Annotated in this window: 15 protein-coding genes; 14 read left to right on the top strand and 1 reads right to left on the bottom strand. The window is 62.0% G+C overall.

Features of this window, described 5'->3' with window-relative positions; genetic code table 11:
• Nucleotides 1-137: 137 nt before the first annotated feature.
• From carB to RBR25_RS08675, 3 genes are all read left to right on the top strand, one after another.
• Nucleotides 138-3,338: a carbamoyl-phosphate synthase large subunit gene (gene carB / locus RBR25_RS08685; RefSeq protein ID WP_432819160.1), complete on the top strand. Its 3,201-nt coding sequence runs from the start codon at nucleotides 138-140 to the stop codon at nucleotides 3,336-3,338.
• A 164-nt stretch (nucleotides 3,339-3,502) separates the two neighbouring features.
• Entirely contained in the window at nucleotides 3,503-3,748 is a 246-nt protein-coding gene (locus tag RBR25_RS08680; RefSeq protein WP_432819159.1) for a DUF6364 family protein, read from the top strand.
• Nucleotides 3,745-4,182 (top strand): PIN domain-containing protein, encoded by a 438-nt coding sequence (locus RBR25_RS08675; RefSeq protein ID WP_432819158.1) that lies wholly within the window; start codon nucleotides 3,745-3,747, stop codon nucleotides 4,180-4,182. Before RBR25_RS08680 ends, RBR25_RS08675 begins: the two co-directional genes overlap by 4 nt.
• Before the next feature lie 86 nt (nucleotides 4,183-4,268).
• Here RBR25_RS08675 and RBR25_RS08670 read toward each other — a convergent pair whose 3' ends face one another.
• A complete protein-coding gene (locus tag RBR25_RS08670; RefSeq protein WP_432819157.1) occupies nucleotides 4,269-4,715 on the bottom strand; it encodes a hypothetical protein in 447 nt (148 codons plus the stop codon).
• A 212-nt stretch (nucleotides 4,716-4,927) separates the two neighbouring features.
• Here RBR25_RS08670 and RBR25_RS08665 point away from each other — a divergent pair, with 212 nt between their 5' ends.
• From RBR25_RS08665 to atpE, 11 genes are all read left to right on the top strand, one after another.
• Nucleotides 4,928-7,138: a TonB-dependent receptor gene (locus RBR25_RS08665; RefSeq protein ID WP_432819156.1), complete on the top strand. Its 2,211-nt coding sequence runs from the start codon at nucleotides 4,928-4,930 to the stop codon at nucleotides 7,136-7,138.
• Between the two features lie 19 nt (nucleotides 7,139-7,157).
• A complete protein-coding gene (locus RBR25_RS08660) occupies nucleotides 7,158-8,762 on the top strand; it encodes an ABC transporter substrate-binding protein (RefSeq protein ID WP_432819155.1) in 1,605 nt (534 codons plus the stop codon).
• On the top strand, nucleotides 8,759-9,721 hold the full coding sequence (locus tag RBR25_RS08655; protein ID WP_432819154.1) for an ABC transporter permease: 963 nt from the start codon (nucleotides 8,759-8,761) through the stop codon (nucleotides 9,719-9,721). The genes RBR25_RS08660 and RBR25_RS08655 overlap by 4 nt, the downstream gene beginning before the upstream one ends.
• On the top strand, nucleotides 9,711-10,544 hold the full coding sequence (locus RBR25_RS08650) for an ABC transporter permease (RefSeq protein ID WP_432819153.1): 834 nt from the start codon (nucleotides 9,711-9,713) through the stop codon (nucleotides 10,542-10,544). Before RBR25_RS08655 ends, RBR25_RS08650 begins: the two co-directional genes overlap by 11 nt.
• Before the next feature lie 2 nt (nucleotides 10,545-10,546).
• Complete coding sequence (locus RBR25_RS08645) at nucleotides 10,547-12,340, top strand: ABC transporter ATP-binding protein (protein WP_432819152.1); 1,794 nt, start codon at nucleotides 10,547-10,549, stop codon at nucleotides 12,338-12,340.
• The gene (locus tag RBR25_RS08640; protein WP_432819151.1) at nucleotides 12,324-12,935 is read left to right on the top strand and encodes an FmdE family protein; all 612 of its coding nucleotides are present in this window, start codon (nucleotides 12,324-12,326) and stop codon (nucleotides 12,933-12,935) included. The genes RBR25_RS08645 and RBR25_RS08640 overlap by 17 nt, the downstream gene beginning before the upstream one ends.
• Nucleotides 12,936-13,011: 76 nt before the next feature.
• The gene (locus RBR25_RS08635; RefSeq protein ID WP_432819150.1) at nucleotides 13,012-13,755 is read left to right on the top strand and encodes an RNA methyltransferase; all 744 of its coding nucleotides are present in this window, start codon (nucleotides 13,012-13,014) and stop codon (nucleotides 13,753-13,755) included.
• Nucleotides 13,756-13,850: 95 nt separating this feature from the next.
• Entirely contained in the window at nucleotides 13,851-14,108 is a 258-nt protein-coding gene (locus RBR25_RS08630) for an AtpZ/AtpI family protein (protein ID WP_432819149.1), read from the top strand.
• A gap of 4 nt (nucleotides 14,109-14,112) precedes the next feature.
• The gene (locus tag RBR25_RS08625) at nucleotides 14,113-14,463 is read left to right on the top strand and encodes an ATP synthase subunit I (RefSeq protein WP_432819148.1); all 351 of its coding nucleotides are present in this window, start codon (nucleotides 14,113-14,115) and stop codon (nucleotides 14,461-14,463) included.
• 21 nt (nucleotides 14,464-14,484) lie between these two features.
• Nucleotides 14,485-15,159, top strand: a complete 675-nt coding sequence (atpB, locus tag RBR25_RS08620; RefSeq protein ID WP_432819147.1) for a F0F1 ATP synthase subunit A — start codon at nucleotides 14,485-14,487, stop codon at nucleotides 15,157-15,159.
• A gap of 73 nt (nucleotides 15,160-15,232) precedes the next feature.
• Nucleotides 15,233-15,499: an ATP synthase F0 subunit C gene (gene atpE / locus RBR25_RS08615; protein ID WP_432819146.1), complete on the top strand. Its 267-nt coding sequence runs from the start codon at nucleotides 15,233-15,235 to the stop codon at nucleotides 15,497-15,499.
• Nucleotides 15,500-15,670: the final 171 nt, after the last annotated feature.

Genomic DNA, 15,670 nt, shown 5'->3' with positions numbered 1-15,670 from the left:
CGACTCCCCAAGCGTACCTATTCTTTTTTCCCGTCCGGCATTTTCGCCGCGTTAATACGGTTGCGCCGGGCGGTGAACTCTGCGATATTACCCCGTTGAACAGAGACACATTGGCGTGTTTTTCATAGGAGGTCCCCATGCCGCGACGCGACGACGTAAAGAAGGTGCTCATCATCGGTTCCGGTCCGATCATCATCGGCCAGGCCTGTGAATTCGACTATTCCGGTACCCAGGCCTGCAAAGCCCTGCGCAAGCTCGGATACTCCATCGTCCTGGTCAATTCCAACCCGGCGACGATCATGACCGATCCGGGGATGGCCGACGCCACCTACATCGAACCCTTGAACGTCGCCCGTCTGACCGAGATCATCGAGAAGGAGCGCCCCGACGCCCTGCTCCCCAACCTTGGCGGTCAGACCGCTCTCAACCTCTCCAGCGAACTGGCTCGCCTCGGCATTCTCGACAAGTACGGGGTACGGGTGATCGGCGTCAACCTTGACGCCATCAAACGGGGAGAGGACCGGGAAACCTTCAAGGAGACGATGACCCGGCTGGGGATCGAGACCCCGCGCAGCGAGATCGCCACCAGCCTGGAGCAGGCGCTGGAGATCGTCGGCCGCATCGGCCTGCCGGTGGTCATCCGCCCCGCCTACACCATGGGCGGTACCGGCGGCGGCTTTGCCTACAATCTGGAGGAGTTCGAGACCATCGTCAGCCGCGGCCTCTCCGCCAGCCCGGTGAGTCAGGTTCTCATCGAGGAGTCGATCCTCGGCTGGGAAGAGCTCGAACTGGAGGTGGTGCGCGACGCCAAGAACCAGAAGATCACCGTCTGCTTCATCGAGAACGTCGACGCCGTCGGCGTCCATACCGGTGATTCCTTTTGCACCGCGCCGATGCTCACCATCGACGCCGAACTTCAGGAGCGCCTGCAGGAATACGCCTACCGCATCGTCGACGCCATCGAGGTGATCGGCGGCACCAACGTCCAGTTCGCCTACGATCCGCAGAGCGGCCGGGTGGTGGTCATCGAAATCAATCCTCGCACCTCCCGTTCCTCGGCCCTGGCCTCCAAGGCCACCGGCTTCCCCATCGCCCTGGTCTCGGCGCAATTGGCCGCCGGGTTGACCCTCGACGAAATCCCCTACTGGCGCGACGGCACCCTCGACAAGTACACCCCCTCGGGGGATTACGTGGTGGTCAAATTCGCCCGCTGGGCCTTCGAGAAGTTCAAGGGCGTGCACGATAAACTCGGCACCCAGATGCGCGCCGTCGGCGAGGTGATGAGCATCGGCAAGAACTACAAGGAGGCCCTGCACAAGGCGATCCGTTCCCTGGAGAACGGCCGTTACGGCCTCGGCTTCGCCAGGGATTTCCACCAGCGCTCTCTGCCGGAATTGTTGGAGTTGCTCGCCGAACCCTCCAGCGAGCGCCAGTTCGTGCTTTACGAGGCGCTGCGCAAGGGTGCCGATATCGAGATGCTTTACGCCAAGACCTTCATCAAGCCCTGGTTCCTGCAACAGATGAAGGAACTGGTCGAGCTCGAAGAGGAAATCCTCAAGCATAAGGGGAGCCTACCCCCCGATGCCCTGCTGATCCAGGCGAAAAAGGACGGCTTCGCCGACCGCTACCTGGCGCAGATCCTCGGCCTGAGCGAAGAGGCGATCCGCGTCAAACGCACCGCGCTCGGTGTGGTCGAGGCCTGGGAAGCGGTTCCGGTGAGCGGGGTGGAGAATGCCGCCTACTACTTCTCTACCTACAATGCTCCGGACTCGGTTCCTGTTTCCGACCGCAAGAAGATCATGGTCCTCGGCGGCGGACCCAACCGCATCGGCCAGGGGATCGAATTCGACTACTGCTGCGTCCATACCGCCCTGGCCCTGCGCGAGGCCGGTTTTGAGACGATCATGATCAACTGCAACCCCGAGACCGTCTCCACCGACTACGATACCTCGGACAAGCTCTACTTCGAGCCGCTGACCGTTGAGGACGTCCTCGCCATCTACGAGAAGGAGAAGCCCGAAGGGGTGGTGGTGCAGTTCGGCGGGCAGACGCCGCTGAACATTGCCCGCCAGCTCGAAGAGGCGGGGGTGCGCATCCTCGGCACCAGCCCGGCGACGATCGACCAAGCCGAGGATCGCGACCTTTTCAACCAGACCATGGTCAAGCTCGGCATTCCCCAGCCCGAGTCAGGGATGGCCGCCACCGAGGCCCAGGCCCTGGCGATCGCTGCGCGCATCGGCTATCCGCTGATCGTGCGCCCCTCCTTTGTTCTCGGCGGCCGCGCCATGGAGGTGGTGCACGACGAAGCCATGCTTCGCGAATATCTGCAAAAGGCGGTGGAAATCTCCCCCGAGCGGCCGATTCTTATCGACCGTTTTCTGCAGAACGCCATCGAGGCCGAGGCCGACGCCATTGCCGACGGCAGCGAGGCTTTCGTTCCGGCGGTGATGGAGCACATCGAGCTGGCCGGGGTCCATTCCGGGGATTCGGCCTGCGTCATTCCCCCCGTTTCCATCCCGGCCAAGCATATCGCCACCATCGAGGAGTACACCCGGCGCATCGCCGTGGAGATGGGGGTGGTCGGGCTGATGAACATTCAGTACGCCATCGCCGACGACAAGGTTTACATCCTCGAAGCCAATCCCCGCGCCAGCCGCACGGTGCCGCTGGTTTCCAAGGTTTGCGCCATTCCCATGCCGCGCATCGCCGTGGCCGCCATGCTCGGCAAAAAACTCGCCGACCAGGGGCTCAAGCGCCGTGAATTTGCCCACTTCGGGGTGAAGGAAGCGGTCTTTCCCTTCGGCATGTTCCCCGAGGTCGACCCAGTACTCGGGCCGGAGATGCGCTCCACCGGCGAAGTGCTGGGGATGGCGAGCAACTACGGCCTGGCCTACTTCAAGGCTCAGGAAGGGGCCAATTCGCCACTGCCGCTGCAAGGGACGGTGCTCATCACCGTCGCCGAGCAGGACAAGGCCGGGGTGCTGGAGGCGGCCCGCCTCTTCGTCGAACTCGGCTTCACCCTCCGCGCCACCGCCGGCACCCAGGCCTACCTGACTTCCCAGGGGATTGCCGCCACGACCATCCAGAAGCTGCACGAGGGGCGCCCGAACATCGCCGACGCTATCAAAAACGGCGAAATCCAGCTCTTGATCAACACCCCCGTGGGCAAACTCAGCGCTCATGACGACTCCTACATCCGCAAGGCGGCGATCCGCTACAAGGTGCCCTATATCACCACCACCGCCGCCGCCCTCGCCGCCGCCCAGGGCATCGCCGCCCGGCGCCGGGGCCAGGAGGAGATTCACAGCCTGCAAGAGTACCACGCCGCCATTCGCTAGCATCGGACCGACGGCAAAAACTCGGGGCGGGGTCGACGGCAGAAAGCGTCGCCCCGCCCTTTTTCGTTTCCGATGAGAATTGCCCGCGGGTGGGCTTGCATTGTGAAAAGGCTTGCCGTATAGTTTTTGTAAAAATATACGTCGTGTCGATAGGGGAGGATAAAATGCAGACCAAATTGACCTTGCGGCTGGATGATGAGCTGATCGATCAGGCCAAAAACTACGCGGCCCGCTCCGGCAAATCGGTTTCGCAGGTGGTGGCCGATTATTTCCGGCTCTTGCCCGCCGCAAACGAACCCGCCGCACCGCTGGAAACGGCCCCGCTGACCCGTTCGTTGCGGGGGGTGCTGCGCGGGGCGCGGCTGGATGAGGCCGATTATCGGCGCCACCTGGAAGAGAAAAACCGATGAAGGTGCTTTTCGACACCAATGTCGTTCTCGATCTGCTCATCGACCGCGCCCCCCATGCCGAGGCGGCCGCCAGGCTTTTTGCCGCCGTGGAGCGGGGCATAATCGGCGGCTGTCTGGGGGCGACCACTCTCACCACCATTCATTATCTGACGGCCAAGACCCTGGGCCGAGAGCAGGCCCGCGAAGCGGTCGCCGTCCTGCTGTCCCTTTTTGAAATCGCGCCGATTACCCGACCGGTGCTGGAAGCGGCCCTGACCGACGATTTCGACGATTTCGAGGATTCGGTCATTCATCAGGCGGCCCGTCAGTCCGGTGCCCAGGCCATTGTCACCCGCAACGGCAAGGACTTTCGCGGGGCGGAACTGCCCGTTTACGCGCCGGAGGAACTGCTCAAGGTGCTGCGGGCGATGGGCTTGGAGGGGGGAGCGGATTGAAAAACTTCCTGACAGATGGGAAACCCAAAAGGAGCGGGGAGAGCCGACATCGACTCTCCCCGCTCTTTTTTGGTGTCCGTCGCCGTTCAGAAGCTCAAAACCCGGGTATCGTCGTCGTTGAGCAGTGTCACGATCTCCGGCGGGGTGGCGGGGGTGACGCCGGCGATGAGGTCGGCGGCGGTCTTGCCGGAATTGGGCAGGAAGAGGGCGCAGACCTGAACCTGGGCGCCTTTCTCCATGAGTCCTTGCAGCATCTGTTTCGGCGTCACCTCCCGGGGTTTGAGGGTCGGCGGGGTGAAATCCTTGAGCGCCAATTTTCCGGCTTCGTCGCACAACAGCACCCGCACCGGGGTGCCCTGGCGCTGGGCTTCGGTGGCTAGGATCATCGCCATTCCTTGGGTCTGGACGTCGCTGCTGGTGAGTATCACCAGCCAGCGGTCGGTTTTCGCTAGGGCGTGGCCGGCGGAAAAGAGCAGGATCAAAGTCGTCAGCAGGGCGGGCAAGAGGGTTTTCCCGGTCCGGAGTGTCTTCATTGTGTTTACTCCTTGAGTGGAAATAGCCGGCATCTTTCATTTTAAAAAGCATAGCAGGAAAAATGGGTTCTTCGCGGGTTCGGAAAGGGCGATCCCTTCTCTTGAGCTTTTTCGCGCCGCTGGAGATTGACAGGGGCGCCGGGAACGGGCTATGGTGCAACGAAATTTATTTCCGTAGCACCGCTTCTCTAGACGGATTCGGGAGACGTCCCATGCCGATTTTTTATTGCCTGCTGGTGATCGCTTTGTGCCTGGTGGGCTCACTCCCCCCGCGCGTTGCCGCCGAGGAGGGGGTTGTCCTTGCGCCGGTCGTCGTTTCCGGTCAGGAACTTATCATTCCTACCCGGCAGGCCGATGAAACGGTCTATACCGGCAGCGAAGTGACCGCCGAAGGGGTGGCTCTTCAGGGAACCACGGCGGCCACCCGGGTTTCCGAGGCCCTCGGCATCCTGCCCGGACTCAGTGTCGAAAGCGCCGATGGGATGGGGTTGGCGGCGGAGCAGGGGAATCTGCGTGTGCGCGGGGTGCGGGGGATGCTGGGCGCATTGACGGTGGAAGGGGTGCCGAATGTCGGCCTCAATCCCGTCGGGCCTCGCGATTATCTTTATGATCTGGAAAACATGGCCGGACTTTCCCTATACAAGGGGGCGGTGCCCGCCAATATCGGCACCGGCGTCGGTTCCCGGGGGGGCGCCGTCGTACTCCATCCCGAGTGGCCGGGGGAGGAGTTTTCTCTGCGCCTCAAGCAGGGATTCGGTTCCCATGACTACTCCCGATCTTTCCTCCGGCTTGACAGCGGAGCGCTCAATGGCTTCGACACGCGCTTTTCCGCCGCCGTATCCTATGGCGACTCCGACAAATGGCGGGGTCCCGGCGAAGTGGGGCCCCGGCGCAACCTCAATCTCGGATTTTCCCAGCCCCTCGGCGAGCAGGCCGATCTCAAGCTCTGGTATAACCGCAACGAGCTCGACCAGCACCTTTATCGCCCCTTAAGTTATGCCGACATCCGCGATCTAAAGAGCAATTACCGCAAGGATTTCAACGAGGCTCGCACCGGAATCGCGGGCGAAGATATCCATTATTACGATTACAATCGCGGCGTCTATGAGAACGACGACCTGCTTGCGATACTTACCCTAACCCCCGGTGATGACCTCAGGTTCATGCTGAAGCCGTACTATTCCTGGGAAGATTCAGTCATTCGCGAGGGTGTGGCCGTTCAGGGCGGAAGGGTGCAGGAGCGCAACCGGGATATCGAGCGCGGCGGCGTCGTCGCCGAGGTCCAAGGAAAGCTGGGAGAAGTAGAGTCGGTTCTCGGCTACCACTTCGAAACCGGCGCCATGGATGTTTTCACCCGGAACCTGGCTATTGTCCCCGACGGCTTGGAAGATCGAGGCATGGGCGTCATGGCGATCGCCAGCGACACCTGCATCCATAGCCCCTATCTCAAGTTCTCCGGCCGTCTGAGTGATCTGGACTGGCAGGGGGGGATGAAGTATTTCCGCTTCGAGGATGCGGACAGCCGAGGCTATGTCGCCGGCCCCGCTCCCGACTACGCGCCGGTGCGGGCAAGCGACCTCGACCGTGCCGGAGAAGTCTACGATATCTGGCTGCCCACCCTGGGCGTTGCCTATAATCTGAACGAGCGCCTGCAACTCTATGGGAGCTACGGGCGCAACTTCATTCGTCCCTACGCTTACCTTCCCCTGGCGACCCTCTACAACAACCAGCGTGCCCGCTTTCAGGCCCAGGGGATCGCTCTTCAGCAGCTCTTCGACGGCTACGCCATGGAAAAATCGGACACCGTCGACCTCGGCCTGCGCTATGCCGGAGACTGGTTCGATCTGACGCCGACCCTTTTTCTGAGCCGGCACAAAAATCTGCTCACTAGCATTTACGACCCCCGGGTCGACCTCAATTATGAGCAGAATGTCGGCGCGGCCGACGGGTACGGGATCGATCTGGAGATGAACGCCTATCCGACGGAAGCCCTGACCCTTTTTCTCAATCCCAGTTACACCATTCTGACCTACAAGGATGATCTGGTGTTTGCTGGCACCCGCTGCGACTGTGAGGGGCACCAAGTGGTGGATACCCCGCGTTGGCAGGTGAAAAGCGGTCTGATCTATCGCCCCGGCGCCGCCGAGATCGCCCCGGTGCTGCGCTGGATGGGAGCTCGCTATGGCGATGTGGAACATCGCGAGCGGGTCGGCTCGTATCTGCTCCTGGATCTGCGCGGCAGCTACCGCTTCAAGGATGTCGGACCGGCGAAAAGCCTGAAGGTCGGCCTGGAACTGAACAACCTCCTGAATCGCAAGTACGTCTCGGTCATCAAGGCCTTCGACGACAGCCGCGAAGGACAGACCGGCTACTATCCAGGAGCGCCCTTGACCACGGTGCTGACTGTGGATCTGACGTTCTGATGGTTGTGAGTGCTTGCCCATGATGCGTGTCGCCTGCCTGTTGCTCTTCCTTGGGCTCTTGCCCGGACTGCGGTCTGCGGAGGCCGACCCGCCGGCCGCCGTCGGCCGCTCTGCGGCACCGCCGGTGGAAGAGTTGCGCATTGCCGACGAACGGGGCGACCACGGCCCGCCCAACCCCTTTCGCCACTATCCACGAGGTTCGGGGTTCGTGCGCATGAGCTGGATTTTCGACACCCTGATCTGGAAGGACCGCGACGGCCCGGTGCCGGCCCTGGCCCAATTCTGGAACTGGAACAAAGCGAAGACCGCCTGCACCTTTGAGCTGCACCCCGAGGCGCGCTGGCATGATGGGTGCCCCCTGACCGCCGACGATGTCGCCTTCAGTATTGACTACTATCGGCGCCATCCTTACGTCTGGGCCGATGTTTCGGTGGTGAGGCGGGTCGAGGTGCGCGATGCGCGCCGCGTCACCCTGCACCTGGCCCACCCCTACGCCCCCTTTCTTGCCGAAATCGGCGGTTCCCTGCCGATTCTCCCCCGGCACATCTGGGAGGGAGTGGATGATCCCCTGGCCTTCGCCGTTCCCGAGGCCTTCGTCGGCAGCGGACCGTACCGCTTCCGCGATTTCGACGAGGTCCGGGGCAGCTATCTCTTTGAGGCGTTCGCCGATTATTATCAGGGTTCGCCCCGGGTGAAACGCCTGATCTACCTGCGCTCCACTAATCCGCTTATTTCCCTGGCCAACGGTCAGGCCGACCTGGCGGCGATTCGCCCGGAGATGGCAGAGCCGCTACGGCGCAAGGGTTTGACGGTGATCGAGGAGCGTGGGGGGTGGGTGCGCAAGTTGATGATCAATCACGATAAATTCCCTTGTTCCGACCGCCGCTTCCGGCAGGCGCTGGCGTATGCGGTCGATCTCGGGGGTCTGATAGCCAAGAGTCAGCGCGGTTTTGCCGTCCCGGCTTCTCCCGGTCTGCTTGCGCCGGGCCACCCCTTCTACAATCCCTCTACCCCGGTCTATGCCCACGATCCCGGGCGGGCGCGGGCGCTTTTGGCCGAGCTCGGTTACCGCTCCGATACTGCGGGTGTCTTGCGGCGGGAGGGGCGGGCTCTGCGGCTGGAGCTGATTTCTTCGTCCATTGCCGTGGCCGGCGGCAGCGGCGGCGACCGGGACGGGCTGATTCTCAAGGAGCAGCTGGAGGCAATCGGCATCCAGGTCGAGTTACGGGTGCTGGAACAGGCCGCCGCCGATCAACGGCTGGCTCGGGGCGCGTTCGATCTAGCCCTTTCCGGTCAAGGCGGCATCGGCGGCGACCCGAAAATCCTCAATGAAATGATTTTGCCGGGTCCTGGGGGCGCCTTTAACAGCGCCCGCTTCGGGAAGAATCCGGAACTGGTGGCGTTGCTGGATGAACAGCTGCAGGCCGTGGATGAGGACAAGCGCCGGGCGCTGGTCTTTCGCATTCAGGAGCTGCTTGCCGAGGAATTGCCGACGCTGCCTCTTTACTATCCGGCGAACCTGAGCGCCTACCGGCCGGAGAAGGGGATTGACTGGTATTACAGCAAGAGCGGGCTCGGCAAGGGGGTGCCCATTCCCCAGAACAAGCAGGCGCTGCTGCCATGAGGGGAAAGCTTTGGTCGACCCTGACGGCCTATGCGCTGGCCGCCGTGCTTCTGCTGATGCTGAGTCACGCCTTGCTGCGCCTGCTGCCGGGGGATTTCGTCAGCGCCCACTGGGAAAGGGGAGACGCCTTGCTCGATGCCGATCAGGCGGCGGCCCTGCGCGAACGTTTCGGGACGGAGGAGAGCTTCAGCGGCTATCTCTCGGCGTTGGCGCGGGGGGACTGGGGATGCTCCCTGGCCCTGGAAAAGCCGGTTCTGGACCTGATCACTGAGGCGCTCCCCTGGACCTTGCTGCTCATGGGGAGCGCCCATCTGCTCGCCACGGCCTTGGGCTTCATCGCCGGGATGGAGGTCGCCTGGCGGCGGGGGTCGCCGCTGGAGAAGGGGAGCGTTGCCGTCATGAGCCTGCTTGACGGCGTACCCGAACTGGTCAGTGGCCTGTTGCTGCTCCTCTTTTTCTCTCTGCGCCTGGAATGGTTGCCGGCCTCGGGCGCACAGACCGCTTACGCCGAGCTTGCCGGAGGGGCCTGGTTCGCTGATCTGCTGCGGCATTTGGCGCTGCCGCTGCTGACCCTGGTTCTGGCCGATCTGCCGGGGAATTTTCTGCTGGCGCGGGGGAGCATGCTCCTGGTTCTGGACGCCCCCTATCTGGAAACGGCCCAGGCCAAGGGTCTGCCCCCCTGGCGGGTACGTTACCGCCATGGCGCGCGCAATGCCCTCCTGCCCCTGGTGACCCGTTTCGGTCTGCGTTTTTCCCTGATGGTGACCGGCGCTCTGGTGGTCGAAACCCTCTTTGCCTACCCGGGGCTCGCGCGCCTGCTGGTGGAGGCGGTCGGCCGACGGGATCTCCCCCTGGCGCGGGGGATCATCCTCTTCTCTTCCCTTGCCGTGCTGGTGCTCAATCTGGGTGTGGAGCTGCTCTACCGGCGTCTTGATCCGAGGGTGTGTCATGGTCATTGACTCGCGACGGCGACTCGGCAACGGCCGGTTGCGGATCGGCGGCGGACTCTTGGCGCTGCTCTTGGCGGCGGCTCTTTTGGCTCCCTGGCTGAGTCCCTACGACCCCCAGGCCATGCCCTTCGTCCCCTTGAGCCTTCCCGACGGTAGTCATTGGCTGGGGGTCAACGACGCCGGAATGGATCTCTTTGCCGAGTTGCTTTACGGTTTGCGCAATTCCCTGGCTTTCGGCCTTGTCGGCGGGTTTGCGGCTCTGGCTTTGGGGGTCGCCGTCGGTCTGATGACGGCCTGGTACGGCGGCGCCGTCGATGCCGTCGGCATGCGTCTGGCCGACGTGCTCCTCGCCATTCCCCTCGTGATGCCCTTGCTGCTGCTGGCGGTTCTGGCGCCGCCTTCGCCCCTGCTCCTGGCGCTGCTTCTCGCTCTGCTGAGCTGGCCGAGCACCGCCCGGGCCATTCGCGCCCAGGCCCTTTCCCTGCGCAACCGGCCGCACGTGGCGGCTGCCCGGCAGATGGGCGGCTCGACATTTTACATTCTCGGCCGGCATCTTTTGCCCGAACTCGCCCCGCTCTTTCTCGCGGGGTTGGCGGGGAAAATCCGCATGGCTCTGGCGATGGAGGTTTCTCTGGCCTTTCTCGGCCTTTTCGAGCCGGGGCGCAAATCCCTGGGGCAGACCCTTCGCGACGGCATCCAGTACTACTATCTCGATATCTGGTGGCACTGGCTGCTGCCGCCGCTGCTCTGCCTGAGTCTCCTCATTCTGTCCCTGACCCTGCTTGCCGTCGGCTGTGAAGCGCTGTTCGATTCGCGTCTGAGGGAGGGTTGAAGATGTTGGAATGTTCGCAACTGCGGGTCTGCTATCAAGAGGGGGAACATGCTCTGCTCGCCATCGACCGTGTCGATCTGCGCCTGGAGCCGGGGCGGGTATTGGCCCTGGTCGGGGAATCGGGCTCGGGCAAGACCACCCTGGCTCGAAGTTTGCTGGGTCTGGCGGCTAAAAACGCCCGCATCGACGGCGCGCTGCATCTGGACGGAGAGGATCTGACCCATCTTTCGGAAGGGGACTGGAACCGTGTGCGCTGGAGGCGCATTGCCATGGTCGGCCAGAACGGCGCCGCTGCCCTCAATCCGGTCTTGTCCGTCGGCGCGCAGGTCGCTGAGCCGCTGATCGTGCATCGCGGGCTGGGCGCGGGTGAGGCGTTGGCGCAAGCGCGGACGGCTCTGGCCGCGATGGGCCTTGAACCGGGTCTGGCGCGGCACTATCCCCATGAACTGAGCGGCGGCCAGATCCAGCGGGCGCTGCTGGCGATGGCGCTGATTCTTGATCCCCAAGTATTGATTCTTGATGAACCGACCGCCGCCCTCGATCCCCCGGCACGGAAATTTGTCGGTGAGGTTATTCGCGAGCAGCGTCGCCGGGGAAAGGCGATTCTCCTGATCAGCCATGATCTCGATAGCTGCCGGCGCCTGGCCGATACGGTGGCGGTCCTCTATCTCGGCCGGATTTTCGAAGAGCTGCCCGCCCAGGATCTCTTCGCGGCTCCCCGCCATCCCTACACCCAGGCACTGGTTCGGTCCTATCCCCGCATCGACGCCGTTCGCGATCTTGGCGGTATGCGCGGCGACGCCTTCTACCGCATGGTTCATGTCCATGACCGGCAGGCGGCGGAGCATGCCCATACGATTGGAAGCGACGACCCGCGGGAAACTGGTCATGCCCCGGAACAGGGCTGTCTCTTTGCTCCGCGCTGCACCCAAGCCCAGCCGGCGTGCCGGGAGGAAGAGCCGGAACTGCTCCCGGTCGGCGAGCATCTGCTGCGTTGCCGCCGGGGAGGAATCGTCAACCTTCTTGAGCTGTACGGGGTGAGAAAGTCCTACGCTCATGTCACTGCCCTCGCCCCGGTTGATCTACAGTTGCGTCAGGGAGAGGTCTTCGGCCTGGTGGGGGAGACGGGATCGGGCAAAAGCACCTTGGCGATGATCGCCGCCGGCGCTCTTGCTCCCGATAGTGGCAAGTGCTTATTCGCCGGGCGTGAAATGGAGGACTGGCTGCGGCAGGAGCAAACGGCACTGGCGCGGCAGGTCGGGATTGTCCAGCAGCATCCGGCCTTGGCCGTTAGTCCCCGTCTCGACGTTTTCGAGATCGTCGCCGAGCCGCTGCGCATCCAGAAGACGGCCGGCATGCCGGAAAGCCTGCGCGAGCGGGTCGCGCGGGCGCTGGCCGAAGTCCATCTGCCGAACGCCCCCGAATTTCTCCGCCGCTTCCCCCAGCAACTCAATCAGGGGACGCTGCAACGGTTGTGCATCGCCCGCGCTCTGATCACCGAACCGCTGCTGCTGGTTGCCGATGAGCCGACGAGCGCCCTCGATCCCAGCGTCCAGGCTAAGGTCATGAGGCTTCTGCTCGACCTGCAGATCGAAAAAGGCCTGACCCTGCTGCTGGTAACTCACGATCTCGGTTTGGCGCGCAAGGTCAGTGATCGCATCGGCGTCATGCACGCCGGAAACCTGGTGGAGGTCGGCAACGCCGCCCAGGTCTGGCAGCACCCCGGCCATCCCTATACCCGAGAACTGCTCAACGCCTCTTTTGATTTGGGAGATTCCGATGAATTACACTTATGAACCGGCTTTTAAGGAAAGCATCCGCTTCCACGGCCACGCTTGCCTCGGTCTTGCCGTTGGCTACGCGGCGGCCCGTGTCGCCCTGAAACGTCTCGCCATCGCCCGGGCCGAGGATGAAGAACTGGTTGCCATCGTCGAATGTGACGCCTGTGGCATCGATGCTATTCAGTCCGTTCTCGGCTGCACCTTGGGCAAGGGCAATCTCATCTATCGCGACCATGGAAAAAATGTTTTCACCGTCATCGACCGGCGCAAAAATCGGGGGGTACGTATCGCCCTCACCGCCGATCTTTTCAAGCGTACACCCGAGCAGGAAGCGCTGATGTTGCGGGTTTTCGGGGGCGAAGCCAATGAAACGGAACGGCAGACCTTTTGGACCGCGCAGCAGAGGAAGATCGGGGATTTTCTCGCCGATTCGGCGGAGACCCACTTTCGGATTGAAATGATCAAGCCGGAAGCACCGGAACATGCGCGCCTCTTTGCATCGCTGATCTGCGAGCAATGCGGGGAGCAGGTGATGGAACCGCGGGTTCGCCTGCGCGCGGGGAAGAAGGTTTGCATCCCCTGCGCGGAAAACTACGGGCGGGGCTGGTAGGGGGCGTGTCGGACTGGTGTAAATGCCCTTTTTCCGGTATGGTGTTGCCTCTTCTTTTTGCCGGGAGCGCCCACCCATGTCCCCCTTCGCCGAAGATGTCGCCATTATCCTGGTCGAGCCGCAAAGTCCCGGAAATATCGGCATGGTCTGTCGGGCCATGGCCAATTTCGGGTTTGTCGACCTGCGACTGGTCAACCCCTGCGACCATCTTCATCCCGAGGCGCGCAAGTTCGCCGTCGCCGCCCATCCTCTGCTCGGCTCGGCCCGGGTCTTCCCTGATCTGGCCTCGGCCATCGCCGATTTACGGCTGAGCGTGGCCACCACCCGGCGCGGCGGGCGCCTGCGCGGAGAACTGCTTGATCTGGCGCGGGTGCCGGAGTTGCGCCGCAGCTTGTCTGCCGGCGGTCGGATGGGACTGGTCTTCGGCCGCGAGGATGCCGGGTTGACGAGCGACGAAGTCGCCCTCTGCTCCCATGCTGCGACCATCGCTACCTTTACCGAGGTCGGCTCCCTCAATCTCGCCCAGGCGGTGCTGCTCTTTATCCACGAACTGGCGCGGCAACCGGCAACACCTGGCAAGGAGGTCCGTGAGCGCTCGGAACTGGGCGAGCTCGAAGGCCTCTTCGGGCAAATGGAAAACATTCTGGCGCGCATCGCCTTTCTCAATCCGAAGCGTCCGCAGGTCGTGATGAACAGCCTGCGCCGGATTCATCAGCGGGCTGCTTTGGATGTCCGCGAGCTGCGTATGCTGCGCGGGATGTGGAGCCAGATCGACTGGAGCTGCCGGGACTGGCGCGGGCGCAAGCGAGGGGAAGATTAAATGGACAAAAGCTGCCAAAAACCGTTGACATCGCCCTGTCCCTATGGTACTTAAGGCGGGTTTTTCACCTGCTGTTTCCTTCCGGAAGATGACCCATGGCCGAAGATAAACATCAATTATTCAGAAGCCTTGGTTTTCTTTCAAGTGTCGGGATTTCGATGGTGGCCGCGACCTTGATCGGTCTCGGCATGGGCTGGTGGCTCGACCAAAAGTTCGACACTTCCCCCTGGTTTACCCTGATTTTCCTGGGGTTCGGCATTGTCTCGGGGTTTCGCAATATCTATATTCTGACCGATCGCGAAATCAGGCGTTCGCAGGAAGAGAACCGGGAGGACAGTGGCGGAAAAGGATGATAGCTTGCTGGGGGACTTGTCCCGACGCAATTGGCTGCTTCTGGCGATTCTGGTGCTCATCAGCCTTTTCTGGCGTTCTTCAGCGGTCACCCTGGGGGTTCTCGCCGGGGGATTGATCGCCATACTCGCTCACTACTGGCGGTATCTGGCCCTGACCCGTCTGCTCGGCGCGCCGTCACAGCAGTCGGCCAAGGGTTTTCAAATCAATTATGTGCTTCGACTGGCGGTTTTGGGAAGTCTGCTCTTTCTCTTGATCGCCAAGGCCAGGGTCGACTTGCCGGCACTGGTGGTCGGGCTGTCGGTGGTGGTGCTGAATGTGCTGCTGACCACCCTAAAGCGGACGATCCGAATGTAACCGAGGAGGCAATAGCCAACCATGACGCATCCCTTTCTCTTTTTGCAGTGGCTAGAGCAGCAACTTCATACCCATGTGGGCGAGCACGTCACCTACACTTGGTTTGTCATGCTGGTGCTGATCATCGTGGCTTTTTTGGCCTCGCGGGCGGTGAAGATGATCCCCGGCGGCTTGCAGAATTTCATGGAAGTCGTGGTCACCGGGATCGAGAATCTCGTTGAGGAGACTATGGGCCCCAAGGGCAAGGCCTACTTCCCGCTGCTGGCCACTTTCGCCCTCTTCATTCTGGTTTCCAACCTGATCGCCCTGATCCCCGGCTTCTATCCGCCGACCGCCAATCTCAACACCAACGTAGCCCTGGCCCTGACTGTCTTCGTCATGACCCATATCGTCGGCGTCAAGGAGCACGGCTTCCACTATTTCAAGCATTTCATGGGGCCGATCCTGGCCTTGGCGCCGCTGATCTTCATCATCGAAATCATCGGCCACCTGGCTCGTCCCCTTTCGCTCTCCCTGCGTCTTTTCGGCAATATGTACGGTCACGAGATCGTGCTGATGATTTTTCTGGCACTGGTTCCCTTCTTGTTGCCGGTACCGATGATACTTATGGGCGTGCTCGTCGCTTTCATCCAGACCTTCGTTTTCACCCTGCTGGCCATGATCTATATCGCCGGCGCCCTGGAAGAGGCTCACTAAGTCATTCGTTCGCTACGGCGATTCAAGGTCCTATATTATTTAGGAACAACTCAACCTCGAAAGGAGCAACACAATGGAATTCTTCGCTTGGTGTATGATCGCTGCCGGTTTAGGCATGGGTATCGGTTCGTTCGGAACCGGCATTGGCCAGGGAATGGCTATCAAGAGCGCCGTTGAAGGCGTTGCCCGTAATCCCGGCGTCAGCGGCAAAATCCTGACGACCATGATGATCGGTCTCGCCATGATCGAGTCCCTCGCCATCTACGTTTTCGTCGTGGCGATGATCATCCTCTTTGCTAACCCATTCACCGAGCAGGTGATGTCGCTGGTGACCAAGTAAGTTCTCTTGTTACGACATGAAAAAGGGCGTGCCTTATGGGCACGCCCTTTTTTGTTTGGTGCGCCAGGCATGGCGCGTGGTGCGTAAGCACCAGATGATTGATCGTGGTGGTCAATCGTTGACTTGGAGGTGAAAGTCCTCTACGGACCCTGATGACGGGAACCGTTAGCT

It is taken from the genome of Trichloromonas sp. (genome assembly GCF_034006665.1).
Taxonomy (GTDB): Bacteria; Desulfobacterota; Desulfuromonadia; order Desulfuromonadales; family Trichloromonadaceae; genus Trichloromonas.
The sequence above is the reverse complement of the archived record's forward strand: the minus strand, read 5'-3'. Positions and strand labels throughout refer to the sequence as shown.

Coding starts and splice junctions, on each gene's coding strand:
- carB (WP_432819160.1), top strand. CDS start 138: ATGCCGCGACGCGACGACGTAAAGAAGGTGCTCATCATCGGTTCCGGT.
- RBR25_RS08680 (WP_432819159.1), top strand. CDS start 3,503: ATGCAGACCAAATTGACCTTGCGGCTGGATGATGAGCTGATCGATCAG.
- RBR25_RS08675 (WP_432819158.1), top strand. CDS start 3,745: ATGAAGGTGCTTTTCGACACCAATGTCGTTCTCGATCTGCTCATCGAC.
- RBR25_RS08670 (WP_432819157.1), bottom strand. CDS start 4,715: ATGAAGACACTCCGGACCGGGAAAACCCTCTTGCCCGCCCTGCTGACG.
- RBR25_RS08665 (WP_432819156.1), top strand. CDS start 4,928: ATGCCGATTTTTTATTGCCTGCTGGTGATCGCTTTGTGCCTGGTGGGC.
- RBR25_RS08660 (WP_432819155.1), top strand. CDS start 7,158: ATGATGCGTGTCGCCTGCCTGTTGCTCTTCCTTGGGCTCTTGCCCGGA.
- RBR25_RS08655 (WP_432819154.1), top strand. CDS start 8,759: ATGAGGGGAAAGCTTTGGTCGACCCTGACGGCCTATGCGCTGGCCGCC.
- RBR25_RS08650 (WP_432819153.1), top strand. CDS start 9,711: ATGGTCATTGACTCGCGACGGCGACTCGGCAACGGCCGGTTGCGGATC.
- RBR25_RS08645 (WP_432819152.1), top strand. CDS start 10,547: ATGTTGGAATGTTCGCAACTGCGGGTCTGCTATCAAGAGGGGGAACAT.
- RBR25_RS08640 (WP_432819151.1), top strand. CDS start 12,324: ATGAATTACACTTATGAACCGGCTTTTAAGGAAAGCATCCGCTTCCAC.
- RBR25_RS08635 (WP_432819150.1), top strand. CDS start 13,012: ATGTCCCCCTTCGCCGAAGATGTCGCCATTATCCTGGTCGAGCCGCAA.
- RBR25_RS08630 (WP_432819149.1), top strand. CDS start 13,851: ATGGCCGAAGATAAACATCAATTATTCAGAAGCCTTGGTTTTCTTTCA.
- atpB (WP_432819147.1), top strand. CDS start 14,485: ATGACGCATCCCTTTCTCTTTTTGCAGTGGCTAGAGCAGCAACTTCAT.
- atpE (WP_432819146.1), top strand. CDS start 15,233: ATGGAATTCTTCGCTTGGTGTATGATCGCTGCCGGTTTAGGCATGGGT.